This is a genomic window from Massilia sp. Root418, from assembly GCF_001425265.1.
Lineage (GTDB): Bacteria > Pseudomonadota > Gammaproteobacteria > Burkholderiales > Burkholderiaceae_D > Rugamonas.
Window position 1 is genome coordinate 297365 of sequence record NZ_LMEC01000023.1, and the last position, 17769, is coordinate 315133.

The following is a 17769-nucleotide window of genomic DNA, read 5'->3' on the forward strand; positions in this document are numbered from 1 at the left end:
AAATAACCGAGTCAAGAGCAATATAAATACTCACTAAATATAACAGCTGTTTTTCTTTTAATTTTTATATCAGCCTGCATGGCGCCGTGCACGTTTGCCGGCGCCTGTTTTGGGCAGCAGCGCTATGCCGCGCATGGGGCTGCTGCCCGCGCGGCGTTCCGGTTTGCAGTCCGGCGTTGGGTCATTGTCCGCGACGTCCGGGGCGATGTCATCTTCTTCCAGCTGGAACACGCCTACCGCGAGCGACAGCTGCGCGGCCTGCTCCTGCAGGCTCTCGGCGGCGGCCGCCGCCTGTTCCACCAGCGCGGCGTTCTGCTGCGTCACGTCGTCGATCTGCACCACCGCCTGGTTGACCTCGGTGATGCCACGTGCCTGCTCCGCGCTGGCGTCGCTGATGCGGGTGATGATGTCGTTCACCTGCTGCACCGATGCCACGATGTCGTCCATGCTGCTGCCGGCCTGGTTCACGCACGCGCTGCCGCTGTCGATGGTGGCCACCGAGGCGGCGATCAGCGCCTTGATCTCCTTGGCCGCGCCGGCCGAACGCTGCGCCAGCGTGCGTACCTCGGAGGCCACCACCGCGAAGCCGCGCCCGGATTCGCCCGCGCGCGCCGCCTCCACCGCCGCGTTCAGCGCCAGGATGTTGGTCTGGAAGGAGATCCCGTCGATGACGCCGATGATTTCCACGATCTTGCGCGAGCTGGCCCGTATCGTGTCCATGCTGTCGACCGCCTGGGCCACCGCCGCGCCGCCCTTGCTGGCCAGGCTGGTGGCGCTGGCCGCCAGCTCGCAGGCCAGGCGCGCGTTGTCGGCGTTCTGGCGCACCGCCTGCGTCAGGTTCTGCATCGCGCTGGCGGTTTCCTCCAGCGACGCGGCCTGGCGCTCGGTGCGGTTGGACAGGTCCATATTGCCGCTGGCAATTTCATGCGATGCCGTGTCGATCGACTGCACCGCGCCCAGCACGGTGCGCAAGGTCTGGTTCAGGTTGGCGATGGTCTGGTCCAGCGCGCGCGCGGTGTCGGCGATTTCATCGCGCCCCTCGTTGCGCTTGCCCAGCGCCAGCCGGCCGGCCGCCAGTTCGCGCACCGCCGCGCCGATGGCGTGGATGTCGCGCAGCAGCGCCGCGCGCACCCGGACGGTGGCCAGCAGCGACAGCGCAATCGACAGCAGCACCAGCCCGGCCATGGTCACGCCCAGCGCCTGGAAGTCGGCGCGCGCCTGCGTGTGGGCCTGCTCGCTGAGGGTTTTTTCCATCGCCGCCAGCTTGCCCAGCTGCGTGTTGAGCAGCCCGAACTGCGCCTCGGCCTTGGCCATGGAATTGGTGGCGATGGACTGGTCGATGGCGGCGATCTCCATGGTTTCCAGCACCAGCTTGCGGTAGCCCGCCAGCGCCTGCGCGGAGGCGTCCACGAACTGGCGCTCGGATGGCTCGGTCACCGCGGCCAGCGCGGCCAGCTGCTTTTCCACGCCTGCATGGCCAGCCTTGATCTGGGCGCCCAGCGCGTCCAGCCGCGCCTGGGCGAAGCTGCCGTTGATCCAGGCCAGCAGCTGGTAGATGTTGGCGTGGGCGTACCTGGCGTCGCCCATCACGCTGGCCGTGGCCTGCAGGCGCGCGGCGCGCACTTGCACCAGGTTTTCCATCGACGCATTCTGGCGCACCATGCCATAGAAGGCGCTGCCCGAGGTGACCACCAGCAGCACCAGCACCAGCCCCGGCGCCAGCAGCAGTTTCGGTCCGATCCGCAATTTGTTCAGCATGGCAGCCTCCCCGGCGCAATGTGCTTCTGTGCTATTCCACTATTTCTTGTAGATGCCGGCTTCCAGCACCACGTCGCCCACCCGCAGGATGTAGGTGGTCTTGGGTTCGATCTTGCCGGTGGTGGGGTTCTTGTACATGTAGTCCACCCAGCCCTTGCCCTTCTTGGCGGCCAGCTCGATGATCTCGCGGCGGTATTTCTTGCCGTTCGCGTCCGGCACGTCGGTCAGGTCCTTGCCGACAATGGCGGAATTGACCGGGTGCGCCAGCACGATGCCGGTGTTGATGTCGCGCATGTCCACGTAGAGCGAACCCTGCAGGAACTCGGGATCCTTGGCGCTGATCTTTTTCATCATCTCGTCCTTGCCATTGGCCTTGATGAAGGCGGCGCCCCGCTCGGCCATGGCGATGGCGTCTTTCTCTGTCGGCTCGGCGCTGGCCCATGCCGGGGAAACGGTGGCGCCTGCGCTCAGGCAAAGCAGGGCAGCGATCAGGATGCGTTTCATGGGAATCCTCCAGGTGGGTTGTGTGTCGGAATACTTTACGTCCGGCAGGCGGAGTCTGAATTGCGTTAGCGCAAGCTTGCTGCAGGTCATGCCTTGCGCGTGTAGATGCGTCAACGAATGGTTCCTTTCTGGAAAATAGCCGGGTACGAATTGATGTGCGGCAACGCGTTTTAACGCCTGAAAACTACGATGAAATTCCCACCCCACAGGAGATTGCAATGACCGCAGAACCCGTGCCCGTGAAGTTCAAGCCCTATACCCGCCAGACCATCAAGCAGGCCCGCCAGTGGGAATGGATGCCCGATGACTTGCGCGAAGCGACACAAGTGGTGTCGCACGTGCTGCCGTTCCGGACCAACGAGTACGTGCTGGACCGGCTGATCGACTGGAACAATGTGCCGGACGATCCGATCTACCGGCTGGTGTTTCCCCACCGCGACATGCTGGCGCCGGAGGAATACGCACACCTGCGCGACCTGGTGCTGGTAAAGAAGGACGACGCGGCCATTGCGCGCTACGTGCACGGCATCCGCATGCGCATGAATCCGCATCCGGCCGGGCAGATGACGCACAACGTGCCGCGCGTGAACGACGCGCCGCTGAAAGGCTTGCAGCACAAGTACAAGGAGACCGTGCTGTTCTTCCCCAGCGCCGGCCAGACCTGCCACGCCTATTGCACCTTCTGCTTCCGCTGGCCGCAGTTCGTGGGCATGGACGACATGAAGTTCGACGCCAGGGAAACCACGCAGCTGGCGGCCTATCTGCGCGAGCACACGGAGGTGACGGACGTGCTCATCACCGGCGGCGATCCGCTGATCATGAACACGCGCTCACTGGCCGAGTTCATCGAGCCGCTGCTGGCGCCGGAGCTGGCCCACATCCAGAACATCCGCATCGGCACCAAGTCGGTGGCGTACTGGCCGCAGCGCTTCGTGTCGGACAAGGACGCGGACGATCTGCTGCGCCTGTTCGAGCGGGTGGTCGCCTCGGGCAAGAACATGGCCATCATGGGCCACTACAACCACGCGGTGGAGCTGCGCCAGGAGATCGCGCAGAAGGCGGTCAAGCGCATCGTGGGCACTGGCGCGACCCTGCGCATGCAGGGGCCGCTGATCCGCCACATCAACGAGGACCCGAAAAGCTGGGCCGAGCTGTGGACCACGGGCGTGCGGCTGGGGGCTATTCCGTACTATATGTTCGTGGAGCGCGACACCGGGCCGCGCGAGTATTTCCAGCTGCCGCTGGCGCGCGCGCACGAGATCTTCCAGCAGGCTTACCAGATGGTGTCGGGCTTGTCGCGTACGGTGCGCGGGCCTTCGATGAGCGCGTTTCCGGGCAAGGTGGTGATCGATGGCGTGGCCAACATCGCGGGGGAGAAGGTGTTCGCGCTGCAGTTCCTGCAGGCGCGCAATGCGGACTGGGTGCGCAAGCCGTTCTATGCCAAGTTCGATCCGAACGCCACCTGGATGGACGACCTGGTGCCGGCCTTCGGCAAGGAGAAGTTCTTCTTCGAGGAAGGGGAGGCGGCGCCGCGCAAGGTGATCCGGCTGGCCTCGGCGCGCGGGGATGCGGCGGCTCCCGCGGCGGCTTGCGGCTCGCACAGCAACGCGGCTTAACGGAGCATGATGCCATGGCTGATGGAGATACCACCGGTGGCGCGTGCGCCGCCGGGACGCCGGCTCGGCGGGTTACGGCTTCGCCTAACCCGCCCTACGAGGACCCCGCCGCCGCCGATGCCGCCGACGCCGCCGCCGCCGTCGCCGCCGATGCCGATGCCGCCGATGCCGCCGATGCCGCCGCCGCCGCCGATGTCGCCACCGCCGATGTCGCCGCCGCCGATGTCGCCGATGCCGATGCTGCCGATGCCGATGCTGTCGATGCCGATGCTGCCGATGCCGATGCCGCCGATGCCGGTGTCGCCGATGTCGCCGATGTCGCCGCCGCCGATGCCGTCGGTGCTGCCGGTGCTGCCGGTGTTGCGGGCGGGGCGCAGTCCTGGCTGACTTATGGGGTGCCGGCCGTGATCGGCCGGGTGCGCGAGCCGGGCACGCTGCCGGGCGGGCAGGTGTTCTTCCTGGTGTTCCTGCCGTTCGCGCTGGGCCATTACATCTCGAGCCTGCTGCGCCACGTGAACGCCGTCCTGGCACCGCAACTGATGGCCGAGCTGGCACTCACGCCCGCCCAGCTTGGCCTGCTCACCAGCGCATACTTCTTCTCTTTCGCGCTGGTGCAGCTGCCGGTCGGTGTGGCGCTGGACCGCTACGGCCCGCGCCGCGTGCAATTCGCCATGCTGAGCGTGGCCGCCATCGGCGCGCTGGCTTTTGCCGGCAGCCGTGAACTGAACCAGCTGCTGGCGGCGCGCACGCTGATGGGCATCGGCCTGGCTGGCTGCTTCATGGCCGCCGTCAAATCCGTCTCCACCTGGATCTCCCCCGCCAGGCTGCCTTCGGTACAGGGCTACCTGATCGCCGCCGGCGGCCTGGGCGCTGCCAGCGCCACGCTGCCGGTGCAGCTGGCGCTGCACTACGTGGACTGGCGCTGGCTGTTCATCGCGCTGGCTGCCTGCTGCGCCATCATCGCCCTGCTGATCTACCTGCTGGCGCCCACGCCACCCGAAGCGCCGCGCAAGCCCCTGAGCCGGCGCATGCTAGCCGAGGTCTACGCCAACCCGGTGTTCCGCGACACCGCCTGCCTGGTGCTGATACCGCACGCCGTGTTCTTCGGCATCCAGGGCCTGTGGATCGCGCGCTGGCTGAACGACGTGGCGCGCTTCGACCAGAAGGCCATTGCCTGGCTGCTTTACCTGGGCATGGCGGCGGTCATCTTCGGCGCCATTTCGGTGGGCATGATCACCGAATGGGCCGCGCGCAAGAAGATCGCTCCGCTCAGCGTGGCCGCCGCCGGCATCGCGCTCTACATCGCCGTCCAGTGCGGCTTCGTGCTGAACTGGGCACCCAGCTACCAGCTGCTGTCGGTGCTGTTCACGCTGGTGGGCACCATCACCGGCATCGAGTACGCCATCGTCGCGCAGGCCATGCCGCCCGGCCTCACCGGCCGCGCCTCCACTTGCCTGAACCTGTTGATCTTCCTGGGCGCGTTCGCCGTGCAGGCGGGCTTCGGCGCCATCGTGGCGTTGTGGCGGCCGGACGCATCGCAGCACTATCCCGCCATTGCCTACCGCACCGCGTTCGGCGTGCTGGTGCTGCTGCAGCTGGCGGGCCTGATCCGCTTCCTGGCGCGCCGCCGGGGTCGCTCCGCGCGATCCGGTAAAATGGCGGCTATCAACTCCAAGGAAGAATATGAAACTGGTTCGTTACGGCCGTCCCGGCAAAGAGAAGCCTGGCCTGATAGATGATGAAGGCAAGCTGCGCGACCTGTCCGGCGTGATCGATGACATCGGTCCCGAACAGCTGTCCGACAAGGCCATCAAGAAGCTGTCCAAGATCGCGCATGCGGAGCTGCCGCTGGTGCGCGGCAACCCGCGCATGGGCGTGCCGGTGGCCAAGGTGGGCAAGTTCATCGGCATCGGCTTGAACTACTACGACCACGCGGCCGAGATGAATCTGCCGATACCAAAGGAACCCATCGTGTTCATGAAGGCCACCACCTGTTTGTCCGGCGCGGACGACCCGGTGATGCTGCCGAAGGGCTCGAAGAAGACCGACTGGGAAGTTGAACTGGGCATCATCATCGGCACCCGTGCGCGCTACGTGAGCGAGGCGGACGCCGAGAAGCATATCGCCGGCTACTGCGTGGTCAACGACCTGTCCGAACGCCAGTACCAGCTGGAGCAGGGCAGCCAGTGGGACAAGGGCAAGGGCTGCGACACCTTCGGCCCGGTCGGCCCGTGGCTGGTCACGCGCGACGAGGTGTACCACATCGACAAACTGGACCTGTACCTGGAACTGAACGGCAAGCGCATGCAGACCGGCAGCACCGAAAACATGATTTTCTCGGTGCGCCAGATCGTCAGCTATCTGTCGCAGTACATGACGCTGGAGCCGGGCGATGTGATCGCCACCGGCACGCCGCCCGGCGTGGGCAACGCCCGCAAGCCGAAGCGCTTCCTGAAGAAGGGCGACTTTATGCGCCTCGGTATCGCCGGCCTGGGCGAGCAGCAGCAGGATGTGATCGAGTACCAGCAGTATTGATTGGCGCAGCGGCGGGTTACGCGCTGCGCGCTAACCCGCCCTACGCGACGTGCGATGTTCGTAGGGCGGGTTAGGCGGCACGCCGTAACCCGCCAGGCTACGCCAGCGCCCTGGCCAGCGCCTCCTGAAGCCGCGCCACAACCTCCCCCAGTTCCGCTTCGGTGGCGATGAAGGGCGGCGCCAGCAGCACATGGTCGCCGTGCTCGCCGTCGATGGTGCCGCCCATCGGATACACCATCAGCCCGCGCCCCATGGCCGCCTCCTTAACCTTCGCGTGCAGCCTGGCCGACGGCGCGAACGGCTCCTTGCTCTCGCGGTCCTTCACCAGCTCCAGCGCCCAGAACAGCCCCCGGCCGCGTATATCGCCCACGTGCGGATGGTTGCCGAAGGCCTCCTTCAGCATGCGCCGCAAGGCTGCGCCGCGCACCGTCACCGCGCCCAGCAGGCAGTCGCGCTGGATAATGCGCTGCACCGTCAGCGCCGCCGCCGCCGCCACCGGGTGGCCGATGTAAGTGTGTCCGTGCTGGAACACGCCGCTGCCGTCGCGGATGCGCTGCACCACGTGCTCGCGCGCCAGCACCGCGCCGATCGGCTGGTAGCCCGCGCCCAGGCCTTTGCCCAGCGCCACCAGGTCCGGCAGCACATTCTCCTGCTCCACCGCGTACAGCGTGCCGGTGCGGCCCATGCCGCACATCACCTCGTCCGCGATCAGCAGCATGCCGTACTTGTCGCACAGCGCGCGCACGCCCTTGAAATAGCCCGGCGTGGCCGGGATGGCGCCGCCGGTGGCGCCCACCACCGGCTCGGCGCAGAAGCCGATCACGTTTTCCGGCCCGGCCGCCAGGATCTCCGCCTCCAGCTCCGCCAGCAGCGAAGCGGTGTAGTCGTTCAGGGTCTGCTGCGGCAGGCGGTCGCGGTATTCGTAGCAGGCAGACACGCGCCGCACATTCATCAGCAGCGGGGCGAAATGCTTGCGGCGGAACGCATTGCCGCCCAGGGCCAGCGCGCCGAGCGTGTTGCCGTGGTAGCTCTGGCGGCGCGCGATGAACACGCTGCGCTGCGGCTGGCCGCTCTCCACAAAATACTGGCGCGCCAGCTTGAGCGCGGTCTCCATCGCCTCCGATCCGCCAGACACCAGGTAGACATGATTCAGGTCGCCGGGCGCGTCGAACGCCAGGCGCGCGGCCAGCTCCTCGGCGACCTCGGTGGTGAAGAAGCCGGTGTGGGCGTAGGCCAGGCGGTCTATCTGCGCGTGCATGGCGGCCAGAACGTCGGGGTGGCCGTGGCCCAGCGAGGAGACGGCGGCGCCGCCGCTGGCGTCCAGGTAGGTGTTGCCGCGGCTGTCGCGCAGCGTGATGCCCTTGCCGCCGACGGCAATCGGCGGCGTGTGACGCAGGCTGCGGTGAATGATGTGGCTCATGTCGTCCTCACGGTGATGTGGAGAAACGACGATAGATCGCCCCGCAGCCGGGGGCGTTGATCTTACTCAACGAGTGCGCGTACGGGCCAGGGCGCCCACCATGGCCAGGCCTGCCAGCAGCATGCCGTAGGTGGCCGGTTCGGGAATGGCAGGGACATTCAGGGACATCAGGCTGCCCACCTTGTCCGGGCTGTCGCCCTCGTACATGCCGACCTTCAGGTGGGGCGACGTGAAGTTCTGGGTGCCGCCGGTGAAGGTGAACTCGAACACCATGTCGTCCGTGAGCGCCAAATGGGTACCGAAGGCGCACACCTTCATGGGGTTGGCGCCGTTGATGCAGCCGTTGGCCGACAGTTCGTTGTTGTTCACCAGCCAGCTGAGGCCACCGGGTGGTGCGGCGGTCAGGGACACGCTGCTGAACGAGCCCACGTCCTTGATGCCCAGCATGCCGAGGGTGGTGGCGGTGGACCAGTCGCCGGTGGGGTTGGCCGCGTCGATTTCGAGGCGCAGCACGTTGGCCGCGAAGGAGGTGGTGAAGGTGACGCCCTGGAAGGTCAATACGCCCGCGCCGGCGTTGCCCGCCATGCCCAGGCAGGCCGCAACTGCCAGTGGTCCTGCAATGCGCTTGAGAAATGAAGACATGATGTACTCCTTTCAAAAAACAAGTGGGACTGCGGTTTAATAAATATCACGCCGCTAGCCGCCGCCATATCGAAAAGCGCAAACACGGATCACTTAACGCTGGATTTCTTTGTTAATATTTCCACATGACAGAACGCCACATGACAGAACGCCTCGGCCCCATCCCCTTCGCGCAGCTTGCGCCGCACCAGCAAGCCGCCGCGCAAGCCATCATCGACGGCCCGCGCGGCGCGCTGTATGGCCCCTTTGTGCCCCTGATACGCAGCCCGGAGCTGATGGAGTGCGCGCAGCGCATGGGCGAGTACCTGCGCTACCGCAGCGCGATCGGCACGCGTTTGTCGGAACTGGCCATCCTGGTGACGGCGCGTCAGTGGGACCAGCAGGTGGAATGGGCTATCCACGCGCCTATCGCGCTGCAGGAGGGCCTCAGCCCGGCCATGGTGGACGCGATTGCAGCACGGCGCCGGCCGGACGCCATGATGGACGACGAGGCGCTGGTGCACGACTTCTGCGTGGAACTGCATCGGGACAAGCGGGTGTGCGATGCCACCTACAACGCCGCGCTGGCGCGCTTCGGCGAGCACGGGGTGGTGGATTTGATGGGGTTGAACGGTTACTACACGTTCTTGGCGATGGTGATGAATGCGGCGCAATCGGCGCCGCCGCCGTCGAGCGCGGCGCCGCTGCCTTGAGGGTGCCGGCGGGTTACGTCCTGCGGACTAACCCGCCCTACGGGGATGCGGCGGTGGCGGGCTCAGGCGGCGAGGCCGCGCGTGACGACGTCGGCGACGACCTCGTTGAGGTCTTTGCCGCTGTCCTTGGCCAGCGCTTGCAGCTGCGCTACCAGCTCGCTATTGAGCTTGACGGCGAAGGGCACGAGGCCCAGCGCCTGGTCGCGGCGGCGCTGTTCGCGCTTGTCCACCACCTCGCCGGCGTTGCCGGTGTTGCCGGTGTTGCCGGTGTTGCCGAAGCCGGCCGCGCCCGGGGCAACCATCTTGCCCATCAACTTCTTGGCGTCGCTTTTTGCCATGCCGGTTTTCTTCATTTTCTGCTTTCAGTGGTACTGCGGGGTTAGGCCAGGACTTTCTTCAGCCATGCGCTGATGTGCACGACCTCTTCCTGGCACAGCGAGTGCTGCATGTAGTAGTCGTGCCATTCCACCTGGTAGCCCAGCTTCACCAGCAGGTCGCGCGACGCTTCGGCGCGCGCCACCGGGATCACCGGGTCCATGCGGCCGTGCACCATGAAGACCGGCGTCTGCAGGCTTGCTTCGCTGCGTTCGGCGGCCACCTTGTCGGCCAGCGGTACATAGCCGGACAGGCACATCAGGCCGGCCAGCTTTTCAGGGTGGCGCAGGCCGGCTTGCAGGGTCATGGCGCAGCCTTGCGAGAAGCCGGCCAGGATGATGCGCCCGGCCGGGATGCCGCGCGCCTTTTCGCGCGCGATCAGCGCTTCCACCTGCAGCTGCGAGGCGCGCAGGCCTTGTTCGTCTTCCTGGCGGCCCAGGTCTGTGTGGATGATGTCGTACCAGGCGCGCATCACGTAGCCGTTGTTGATGGTCACCGGCATGGTGTTCGCGTGCGGGAAGATGAAGCGGATGGCGGGCAGGCCGTCCAGGTCCAGTTCATTCACCATGGGCACGAAGTCGTTGCCGTCGGCGCCCAGGCCGTGCATCCAGATGACGGCCACGGTTGGATTGGCACCCGATTCGATTTCGATATTTTCCAGCAGTGCGGTCATACGTTCTTCCTCAGGCAGGTTTGATTGCCGATTTCGGGCGGAATGCCTTGCATACCGCGGGATTGGTTTCCATGTAGGGGCCGCCGATCAGGTCCACGCAATAAGGCACGGCCGCGAAGATGCCGCCCACCAGCTGCTTGCCGCCGGCGTCCTTCAGGCCTTCCAGGGTTTCCTTGATGGCTTTCGGCTGGCCGGGCAAATTCATCACCAGGGCCGCATGGTCCGGCGTCTCGCGGATCACGGCGGTCTGGCGCGACAGGATGGCGGTTGGCACGAAAGCCAGGCTGATCTGGCGCATCTGTTCGCCGAAGCCGGGCATTTCCTTGGTGCCGATGGCCAGCGTGGCCTCCGGCGTCACGTCGCGGCGCGCGGGGCCGGTGCCGCCGGTGGTCAGCACCAGGTGGCAGCGCGCCACGTCCACCAGTTCCACCAGGGTGGCTTCGATCTGCGCGCGTTCGTCCGGAATCAGGCGGGTTTCGATGCGGAAGGGCGTGGTCAGCGCGGACGACAGCCATTCCTGCAGCGCGGGCAGGCCCTTGTCTTCATAGACGCCGCCGCTGGCGCGGTCGGAGACCGACACCAGGCCCACCACCAGCTCGGGCGCCAGGGTATTACTCGTCATCTTGTTCGCTGTCCTCGTCGTCGGCGTCGTCGTCGCCATCGGCCGGCTTGGCCTTCTTCTTGGCTTCGATCTGCTTCAGGATCTGGAAAATTTCACGGTACGCCTTGGGCGGCTTGTTCTCGGCCTGCTCCTTGCGGGCGTTGCGGATCAGGGTGCGCAGGTGCTGCACGTCCAGTTCCGGGTTCTCCGCCAGCAGCGTGGTGAGCGCGTTGTCGTCGGCCAGCAGCTTGTCGCGGCGGCGTTCCAGCGCGTGCATGGCGGCCGTATCGGCCTTGGACGCGCCTTTCCAGCCCTCGATGGTGCGCTGGATCAGGGCCACTTCTTCCTCGTCCAGGGTGCGCATCTTCTTGCCCACGAACTGCATCGCGCGGCGGCGGCCTTCGTGATTGGTGATACTTTGACAAGTCAGGATGGCTTCTTTGACATCGTCAGGCATGGGGACGCGCTTGACGCGGTCGCGCGGGGCTTCCACCAGCTCGGCGCCCAGCGCCTGCAGGGCGTCGGACTGGCGCTTCATTTCTGTTTTGGATGGGCGCTCGTATTCTTGTTCGAACTCGGAAGATTGGAAGCCGACGGCGCCCCGGTTTGCATTTGGCATGATAACTGTGAGGCAGGGCGTGAACCCGGCCTGTAAAAACTGTAAACGACTGCTATGATAACTGTTTTAACGGTCACCCGAAGAAAACACCACATGAGCGACTCCGCATTTAGCCACAGCCAGGATCAATTGAAGCAGCTTGCACGCGACGTTTTAGCCTACGCGCGCGAGAAGGGCGGCACCGATGCCGCCGTCGAGATCAGCGAGGGCAGCGGCTTGTCCGTCTCTGTGCGCAAGGCCAAAATCGAGACCATCGAGCAGAACCGCGACAAGGGCCTGGGCGTGACCGTGTTCATCGGCCAGAAGCGCGGCAACGCCAGCACCTCCGACTTTTCCGCCGCCTCGCTGCGCGCCACCGTGGATGCCGCCTACAACATCGCCAACTTCACGGCCGACGACGACTGCGCCGGCCTGGCCGACGAGGACATGCTGGAGAAGAATCCGCGCGACCTGAAGCTGTACTATCCGTGGCTGATCTCCACCGAGGAAGCGGTGGCGCTGGCGCAGCGTGCCGAAGCGGCCGCCTTCGAGGTGGACCCGCGCATCACCAACAGCGAAGGCGCGGGCGTGCACGTGCAGCAGTCGCACTTCGTGGCGGCCAACTCGCGCGGCTTCATCGGCGGCTACCCCTACTCGCGCCACACCCTGTCGGTGGCGCCGATCGCCGGCAAGGGCGCCAAGATGCAGCGCGACGACTGGTACAGCTCGGTGCGCGACGCCAGCAAGATGGCCGCGCCGGAAGCCATCGGCCGCTACGCCGCCGAGCGCGCGCTGGCCCGCCTGAACGCGCGCAAGCTCGACACCCGCACCTGCCCGGTGCTGTTCGAGGCGCCGCTGGCCGCCGGCCTGCTGGGCGCCTTCGTACAAGCCACCTCGGGCGGCGCGCTGTACCGCAAGTCCACCTTCCTGCTCGACAGCCTGGGCAAGCCGGTGTTCCCGTCCCACATCCAGATCGAGGAAGACCCGCACGTGATCGGCGCGGTGGGCTCGGCGCCGTTCGACGAGGAAGGCGTGCGCACCCAGCGCCGCGACGTGGTCAAGGATGGCGTGGTGCAGGGCTATTTCCTGTCCACCTACTCGGCGCGCAAGCTGGGCATGCAAACCACCGGCAACGCGGGCGGCTCGCACAACCTGTCGCTGACGTCCTCGCTGACGAAGAAAAACGACGACTTCGTGGCCATGCTGAAGAAGATGGGCACCGGCCTGCTGGTGACCGAGCTGATGGGGCAGGGCACCAACTACGTGACCGGCGACTACTCGCGCGGCGCGTCCGGCTACTGGGTGGAAAACGGCGTGATCCAGTACCCGGTGGAAGAGATCACCATTGCCGGCAACATGAAAGAGATGTTCCAGCAAATCGTCGGCATCGGCTCGGATGTGCTGGTGCGCGGCACCAAGCAGACCGGCTCCATCCTGATCGAAAAAATGGTTGTTGCAGGAAGCTAATTATCCGTTGCAAGCTTGCCCACGTTTCCATACACTGTCCCCGGCAATATTAAAAAAACCTAGGAGACAATGTATGGAACGCCGTTCATTCATTACCAAGGCTGCCGCCGGCGCCACCGCAGGCGTGATCGCCGCCCCGGCCCTGGCGCAGTCGCTGCCCACCATCAACTGGCGCCTGGCGTCCAGCTTCCCCAAATCGCTGGACACCATCTTCGGCGCCGCCGACACCTTCACCAAGCGCGTCTCGCAGCTCACCGGCGGCAAATTCAACATCCGCTCGTTCGCGGGCGGCGAAATCGTGCCCGGCCTGCAGGTGATGGACGCGGTGCAGGCCGGCACCGTCGAGTGCGGCCACAGTGCCTCCTACTACTACTTCGGCAAGGACGCCACCTTCGCCTTCGACTGCGCGGTGCCCTTCGGCCTGACCTCGCGCCAGCACACCGCCTGGTACGAGCAGGGCGGCGGGCGCGAGCTGACCCGTGAATTCTTCAAGGGCTACGGCATCGTCAACTTCCTGGGCGGCAATTCCGGCACCCAGATGGGCGGCTGGTTCCGCAAGGAAGTGAAATCCGTGGCCGACCTGAAAGGCACCAAAATGCGCGTCGGCGGCTTCGCCGGCAAGGTGCTGGAACGCCTGGGCCTGGTGCCGCAGCAGCTGGCCGGCGGCGACATCTACCCGGCGCTGGAAAAAGGCACCATCGACGCGGCGGAGTGGGTCGGTCCCTACGACGACGAGAAGCTGGGCTTCCACAAGGTGGCGCCGTTCTACTACGCGCCGGGCTGGTGGGAAGCGGGCGCCTCGTTCTCGTTCTACGTGAACATCAAGGAATGGGAAAAGCTGCCCAAGGAATACCAGGCCGCGATTGAAGTGGCCACCTACGAAGCGCACGTGGTGATGCAAGCCGAATACGACTACCGCAACCCGACCGCGCTGGCGAAACTGCTGAGGGGCGGCGTCAAGCTGCGCAACTTCCCCAAAGACATGATGGACGCCTGCTACAAGGCCGCCAACGACGTCATGAACGAAGAAGCCGCGCGCAACGCCAAGTTCGCCAAGATCTACGAGCCGTGGAAAAAGTTCCGACAGGACCAGAACCAGTGGGCCTCGGTAGCCGAAGCGACGATGCAGAACTTCCTCATCAGCGCCGGCCGCGGCAAGTAATTCAGCTCCGCCACCATAAATGGGGTCAGGGTTAATTAATTTTGCAACTAGTTGCAAAATTAATTAACCCTGACCCCATTTTTTTAGCGGCAGAGGGGGCTCTTGGGCTCGCCGCAGGCGATCAGGCGGCCGACGTCGGGGTTGTCGAGGTAGCGCACGTGGGCGTCGACCGGGTTTTCGAAGGCGCCGAACCAGGTGCGGGCGTTCGACACCAGCACGTTGTGCAGCACCACGCCGGGCCGTTCGTAGCGCTCCTTTTGCAGCGTGTAGGACAGCAGATCGTTCGGGTCGGTGAAGGCGACCAGCGTCAGGTTGCCCATGGACGCCGGCGCCGACGCCGGCGCCGCAGCCGCGCTGCGCGCGCGGCGGCGCTCCAGCACCCGCTGCAGGCTGTCCTGCGGCAGCGCGCGGCGGCCCACGTCGAGCGGCAGACCCTGGTCGGCCAGGCCCAGGATGGGGATCTGGTTGGCCGCCATCACCAAATAGGCCATGCGGTCCAGTGTCTGCTGGGCGGCGTCGGCGGCGCGCCTGGCGTCCGGCGCCGCGCTGTCGTCGTCCAGCATATTGCTCAGCGTGTCGAACAGGATCTTGCTGCCCAGGCTTTCCGAGATCACCACCAGCGGCGCGTCCGGCGCCGCGCCCGCCGTGGCGCGCAGCACCGCGTCGCGCATGCGCTGCTGGATCTGGCCGCGCGCCTGGCCCTGGTAGATCAGCGCGTCCGGCAGGCAGTCGTCCATCAGCAGATCCTTTACCCTGGCGTTGAGGCCGGCGCGCTGCGCCGTGTAGGGCGGGCTGCCCTGGCAGAGGGGCGACTTGCCGCTCTGGTCGTAGCACAGCTGCTGCTTGAGCGGCGTGGTGAGCGGCGACCAGATCAGCGACTGGAAGCGGATCGCGCCGTCCCCCGCCGGCACCACCGCCGGGATGATCTCGATCTGCCCGGGCGCGGCAGTAGCGCGTGCGGCCGCCGGTGGCAGCCTGGCGGCCAGCGCGCTGCTCAGTTGCTGTACGGTCTGTGCTGCCCAGCCGGCGTCGTGCGTGCACATGCCGTGCACCAGCAGCACGTCGACCTGGTGGCCGGGTGTTTGCTCGACAAAATGGGCCAGGCCGGGGAAGGTGGCGCCCGGCTCCATGAACTGGGCCGGGCGGTAGGGCATGCTGCACGCGGTCAGGCACAGCAGGGATACTGGCAGCAGCTTTTTCATGGTGTTCTCCAGTCGGGGGTACTGGGAACCATGATCTGCGCAGGCGGACGCCGCCGCAAGAGAAAAGTTGCGGCGGCTTTGTGCTACGTCAGAACTTCATTTCCAGCAGCGCGCGCACCACGGCGGTGGTGGGCGTGAGGGTGCCGTCGCGCAGGGCGCCGGTGGCTTCCACGAAGGTCGACTCGGTGTAGTTGTCCTGGTGCAGGGCGTTGGCAACCGCCACGCGCAGCTGGGTCTTGGGCGTGAACTTCCACAGCCCGTACAGGTCCAGCGAACGCTTCGGTATCGAGTAGGCGTACTGCTTTTCCGAGACGCGCACCGGGCCGCCGCTCTGGAAGCTGAAGCTGCCGCCCAGGGTCAGCGGCAGGGTGTCCAGTTTCCAGTCGGCGCCGACGGTGCCGCTGACCGGGGTCTGCTGGTCCAGACGGTTGTTCGGGCCCGGCACGGAATCGAGGTCCGACCAGTTGCGCGACAGGTTGGCGCGCATTTCAATCGCCGGCGCTTTCGGATACATGGAGCGCAGCGGCAGCTTGGCTTCCAGCTCGATGCCGCGCGTGTTGGCGGTGCCGGCGTTCACCGGGCGCGACACGTACAGGCCGTCGATCAACGCCACTTGCTGGCGCGTGATGTCCTTGATGCGGCGCACGAAGGTGCTGGCCGTCATCAGGCCACCGCCGGGCAGGTAGTGCTCGAAGGCCAGGTCCAGGCCCCAGGCCAGTTCCGGCTTGAGCAGCGGGTTGCCGGTCTGGTCCGGGCTGGTGGCGGTGTTGTTGTTGGACGCGAAGCGGCGCGGGATCAGGCTGTTCACGCCGGGCGCCTTGTAGGTGCGCGAGATGCCCAGGCGCACCTGGTCGGACTTGCTGCCCGGGAGCTTCCACAGGGTCTGGAACAGCGGGCTCCAGACGCTGGACTTGTTGCTCACCGGCGCGTAGTCGTTGCCTTCGCTGGTGGTTTCGATGCCTTCCCAGCGCAGGCCGAAGTACACCGACCAGCGGTCCGTGACGGTCCACTCGTCCTGCGCGTACAGGGCCAGGCGCTGCACGTCGGCGCTGTAGACCTGGTCCAGGTTGGCCACCGGCGCGCCGATCGGGCTGCTCTCGCGCTGGATGCGGTCTTCGTCGCGCTTGCTGTAGCCGGCGTCCCAGCCGGTGGCCAGCGCGTGGCCTTCGAACAGCGGCGTGGAGTATTTGCCGGTGGTGGTGAAGCCCTTGTCGGTCGAGTCGGAGGTGACCAGACGGTCCACCGCCAGCACATTGTTGGCGAAGTATTGCAAGGTGGGCGCGTCGGTTGCGCGCTTGTTGTAGTTGGCGCCGCCTTTCACTTCCAGCTTGGCGCCGCCGGCCAGCTTGCGCGTCCAGGTCAGGTCGGTGCGCAGCAGGGCCACCTTGGAGTCGATGTCCACGCTGGTGGCGCTGTAGCGCGGCAGCTTGCCCTGCAGGGTGTTGACGTGCTCGTCGGTGTCGCCGCGGAAGCGGTTCACGTTGATGAAGCTTTGCGAGGTGACGATGTCGTTCGGGCTGAGGTTGATGTTGATGCGCGGCGACAGGTTGAGCGCTTCAAAGGAGCCCTGGCTGGTCTGCTCGGTGCGGCGCGACAGGTTTTGCACGCCGGCCGGATTGGTGCCGGTGGTGATGATTTCCGCCGGGCGGTTGAACTTGCCGTAGGTGACGCCGCCGCCCACTGCGTAGGAGACGGGGCCCTTGCGGTCGGAGATCTGGAACGTGGTGTTGGTGCCCAGTTTGCCGTTGTCGTCTTGCACGCCGACCTTCACCTCGCGCTGCGCGGTGACGATGGCTTTTTTCAGCACGATGTTGATGCCGCCGGCGATGGCCTGGGTGCTGAATTCGGCCGTGGCCGCGCGCATCACTTCGATGCGCTCGATCATGTCCGGCGACAGCGAGTCGAGCGAAAAACCGGCCGGCGCCGGTTCGCCGTTCAGCATGATCTGGGTGTAGCCGCTGCCCAGGCCGCGCATGCGGATGTCGCCGCCGCGTCCCTGCACGCCGCCCACCGTGATGCCGGGCAGGCGCTTGAGCACTTCGCCGATGGTGGTGTCGCCGTTTTTCAGGATTTCTTCCTGCGTCACCACGATCTTGGTGGCAGTGTCGTTGCGGCGCGCATCATAGGTTTCGGCCGCGCCCTTGATTTCCACCTTCTGGATGGGTTCTTTGGCGGGCTTGACGGGTTCCTCGGCCGCGTAGGCGTGCAGGGTGGTGCCGAACAGGAGGGGCGCGGTGCCGAGCAGGCGCAGCAGGGTAGGGGACGGGCGCAGCCGTTGAGTCATGTTGATTGCCGGGTAGGGAGTGATGTGACAGAAAAAAGCCCGCTGAACGCGGGCTTATCCACTTTTGCCTAGATGATAATAGGAACGTTGCCTACTTTCAATCCTGCATCCAGTGGCGATGCCGGCGGCTTGGCAGCCGAACCGGCTTGAATTACGTCAGATGAGCGCAAATAGCGAATGTTGCCGCAGATCACGACAAATAAGCGCATGCCGGCCGGCGGCCGGCACGAAAAATATTTT

17 protein-coding genes are annotated in these 17769 nt (G+C 65.9%); 6 read left to right on the forward strand and 11 right to left on the reverse strand.

Translation table 11 applies throughout. The annotated features are described in order from the left end of the window. Positions 1-69 precede the first annotated feature (69 nt). Both ASC94_RS24730 and ASC94_RS24735 read right to left on the reverse strand, forming a co-directional pair. A complete protein-coding gene (locus ASC94_RS24730) occupies positions 70-1758 on the reverse strand; it encodes a methyl-accepting chemotaxis protein (RefSeq protein WP_056402214.1) in 1689 nt (562 codons plus the stop codon). A 39-nt stretch (positions 1759-1797) separates the two neighbouring features. Beyond that, positions 1798-2262, reverse strand: coding sequence for a cache domain-containing protein (locus ASC94_RS24735; protein ID WP_056402215.1), 465 nt, complete (start codon positions 2260-2262; stop codon positions 1798-1800). A gap of 218 nt (positions 2263-2480) precedes the next feature. On the opposite strand from ASC94_RS24735, the gene ASC94_RS24740 reads away from it, so the two are divergent. Then, positions 2481-3878 (forward strand): KamA family radical SAM protein, encoded by a 1398-nt coding sequence (locus ASC94_RS24740; RefSeq protein ID WP_056402219.1) that lies wholly within the window; start codon positions 2481-2483, stop codon positions 3876-3878. Here the strand turns inward: ASC94_RS24740 and ASC94_RS33890 are convergent. Next, entirely contained in the window at positions 3875-4366 is a 492-nt protein-coding gene (locus ASC94_RS33890) for a hypothetical protein (RefSeq protein WP_056402222.1), read from the reverse strand. The two genes, ASC94_RS24740 and ASC94_RS33890, sit on opposite strands and share 4 nt — an antisense overlap. On the opposite strand from ASC94_RS33890, the gene ASC94_RS24750 reads away from it, so the two are divergent. Beyond that, entirely contained in the window at positions 4340-5617 is a 1278-nt protein-coding gene (locus ASC94_RS24750; RefSeq protein WP_307718851.1) for an MFS transporter, read from the forward strand. The two genes, ASC94_RS33890 and ASC94_RS24750, sit on opposite strands and share 27 nt — an antisense overlap. Further along, positions 5562-6413, forward strand: a complete 852-nt coding sequence (locus ASC94_RS24755) for a fumarylacetoacetate hydrolase family protein (protein ID WP_056402225.1) — start codon at positions 5562-5564, stop codon at positions 6411-6413. The genes ASC94_RS24750 and ASC94_RS24755 overlap by 56 nt, the downstream gene beginning before the upstream one ends. Positions 6414-6510: 97 nt before the next feature. On the opposite strand, the gene ASC94_RS24760 is transcribed toward ASC94_RS24755, so the two are convergent. After that, entirely contained in the window at positions 6511-7833 is a 1323-nt protein-coding gene (locus tag ASC94_RS24760; RefSeq protein WP_056402227.1) for an aspartate aminotransferase family protein, read from the reverse strand. Positions 7834-7899: 66 nt separating this feature from the next. Further along, positions 7900-8475: a PEP-CTERM sorting domain-containing protein gene (locus ASC94_RS24765; RefSeq protein ID WP_082616819.1), complete on the reverse strand. Its 576-nt coding sequence runs from the start codon at positions 8473-8475 to the stop codon at positions 7900-7902. A gap of 140 nt (positions 8476-8615) precedes the next feature. On the opposite strand from ASC94_RS24765, the gene ASC94_RS24770 reads away from it, so the two are divergent. After that, a complete protein-coding gene (locus tag ASC94_RS24770; RefSeq protein ID WP_056402234.1) occupies positions 8616-9167 on the forward strand; it encodes a carboxymuconolactone decarboxylase family protein in 552 nt (183 codons plus the stop codon). Positions 9168-9229: 62 nt separating this feature from the next. Here ASC94_RS24770 and ASC94_RS24775 read toward each other — a convergent pair whose 3' ends face one another. From ASC94_RS24775 to yjgA, 4 genes are read right to left on the reverse strand one after another with little or no spacing between them, the layout of a single operon-like run. Further along, positions 9230-9520, reverse strand: coding sequence for a hypothetical protein (locus ASC94_RS24775; RefSeq protein ID WP_056402236.1), 291 nt, complete (start codon positions 9518-9520; stop codon positions 9230-9232). A 26-nt stretch (positions 9521-9546) separates the two neighbouring features. Then, on the reverse strand, positions 9547-10215 hold the full coding sequence (locus tag ASC94_RS24780) for an alpha/beta hydrolase (RefSeq protein ID WP_056402239.1): 669 nt from the start codon (positions 10213-10215) through the stop codon (positions 9547-9549). 10 nt (positions 10216-10225) lie between these two features. Beyond that, entirely contained in the window at positions 10226-10837 is a 612-nt protein-coding gene (gene mog / locus ASC94_RS24785; RefSeq protein ID WP_056402242.1) for a molybdopterin adenylyltransferase, read from the reverse strand. After that, on the reverse strand, positions 10827-11435 hold the full coding sequence (gene yjgA, locus ASC94_RS24790) for a ribosome biogenesis factor YjgA (RefSeq protein WP_056402245.1): 609 nt from the start codon (positions 11433-11435) through the stop codon (positions 10827-10829). The genes mog and yjgA overlap by 11 nt, the downstream gene beginning before the upstream one ends. A gap of 93 nt (positions 11436-11528) precedes the next feature. On the opposite strand from yjgA, the gene pmbA reads away from it, so the two are divergent. Next, positions 11529-12881: a metalloprotease PmbA gene (pmbA, locus tag ASC94_RS24795; RefSeq protein ID WP_056402248.1), complete on the forward strand. Its 1353-nt coding sequence runs from the start codon at positions 11529-11531 to the stop codon at positions 12879-12881. Positions 12882-12954: 73 nt separating this feature from the next. Then, the gene (locus tag ASC94_RS24800) at positions 12955-14043 is read left to right on the forward strand and encodes a TRAP transporter substrate-binding protein (RefSeq protein ID WP_056402251.1); all 1089 of its coding nucleotides are present in this window, start codon (positions 12955-12957) and stop codon (positions 14041-14043) included. Between the two features lie 83 nt (positions 14044-14126). On the opposite strand, the gene ASC94_RS24805 is transcribed toward ASC94_RS24800, so the two are convergent. Continuing rightward, on the reverse strand, positions 14127-15245 hold the full coding sequence (locus ASC94_RS24805; protein ID WP_056402254.1) for a hypothetical protein: 1119 nt from the start codon (positions 15243-15245) through the stop codon (positions 14127-14129). A gap of 88 nt (positions 15246-15333) precedes the next feature. Further along, positions 15334-17529: a TonB-dependent siderophore receptor gene (locus ASC94_RS24810; RefSeq protein WP_056402257.1), complete on the reverse strand. Its 2196-nt coding sequence runs from the start codon at positions 17527-17529 to the stop codon at positions 15334-15336. Positions 17530-17769: the final 240 nt, after the last annotated feature.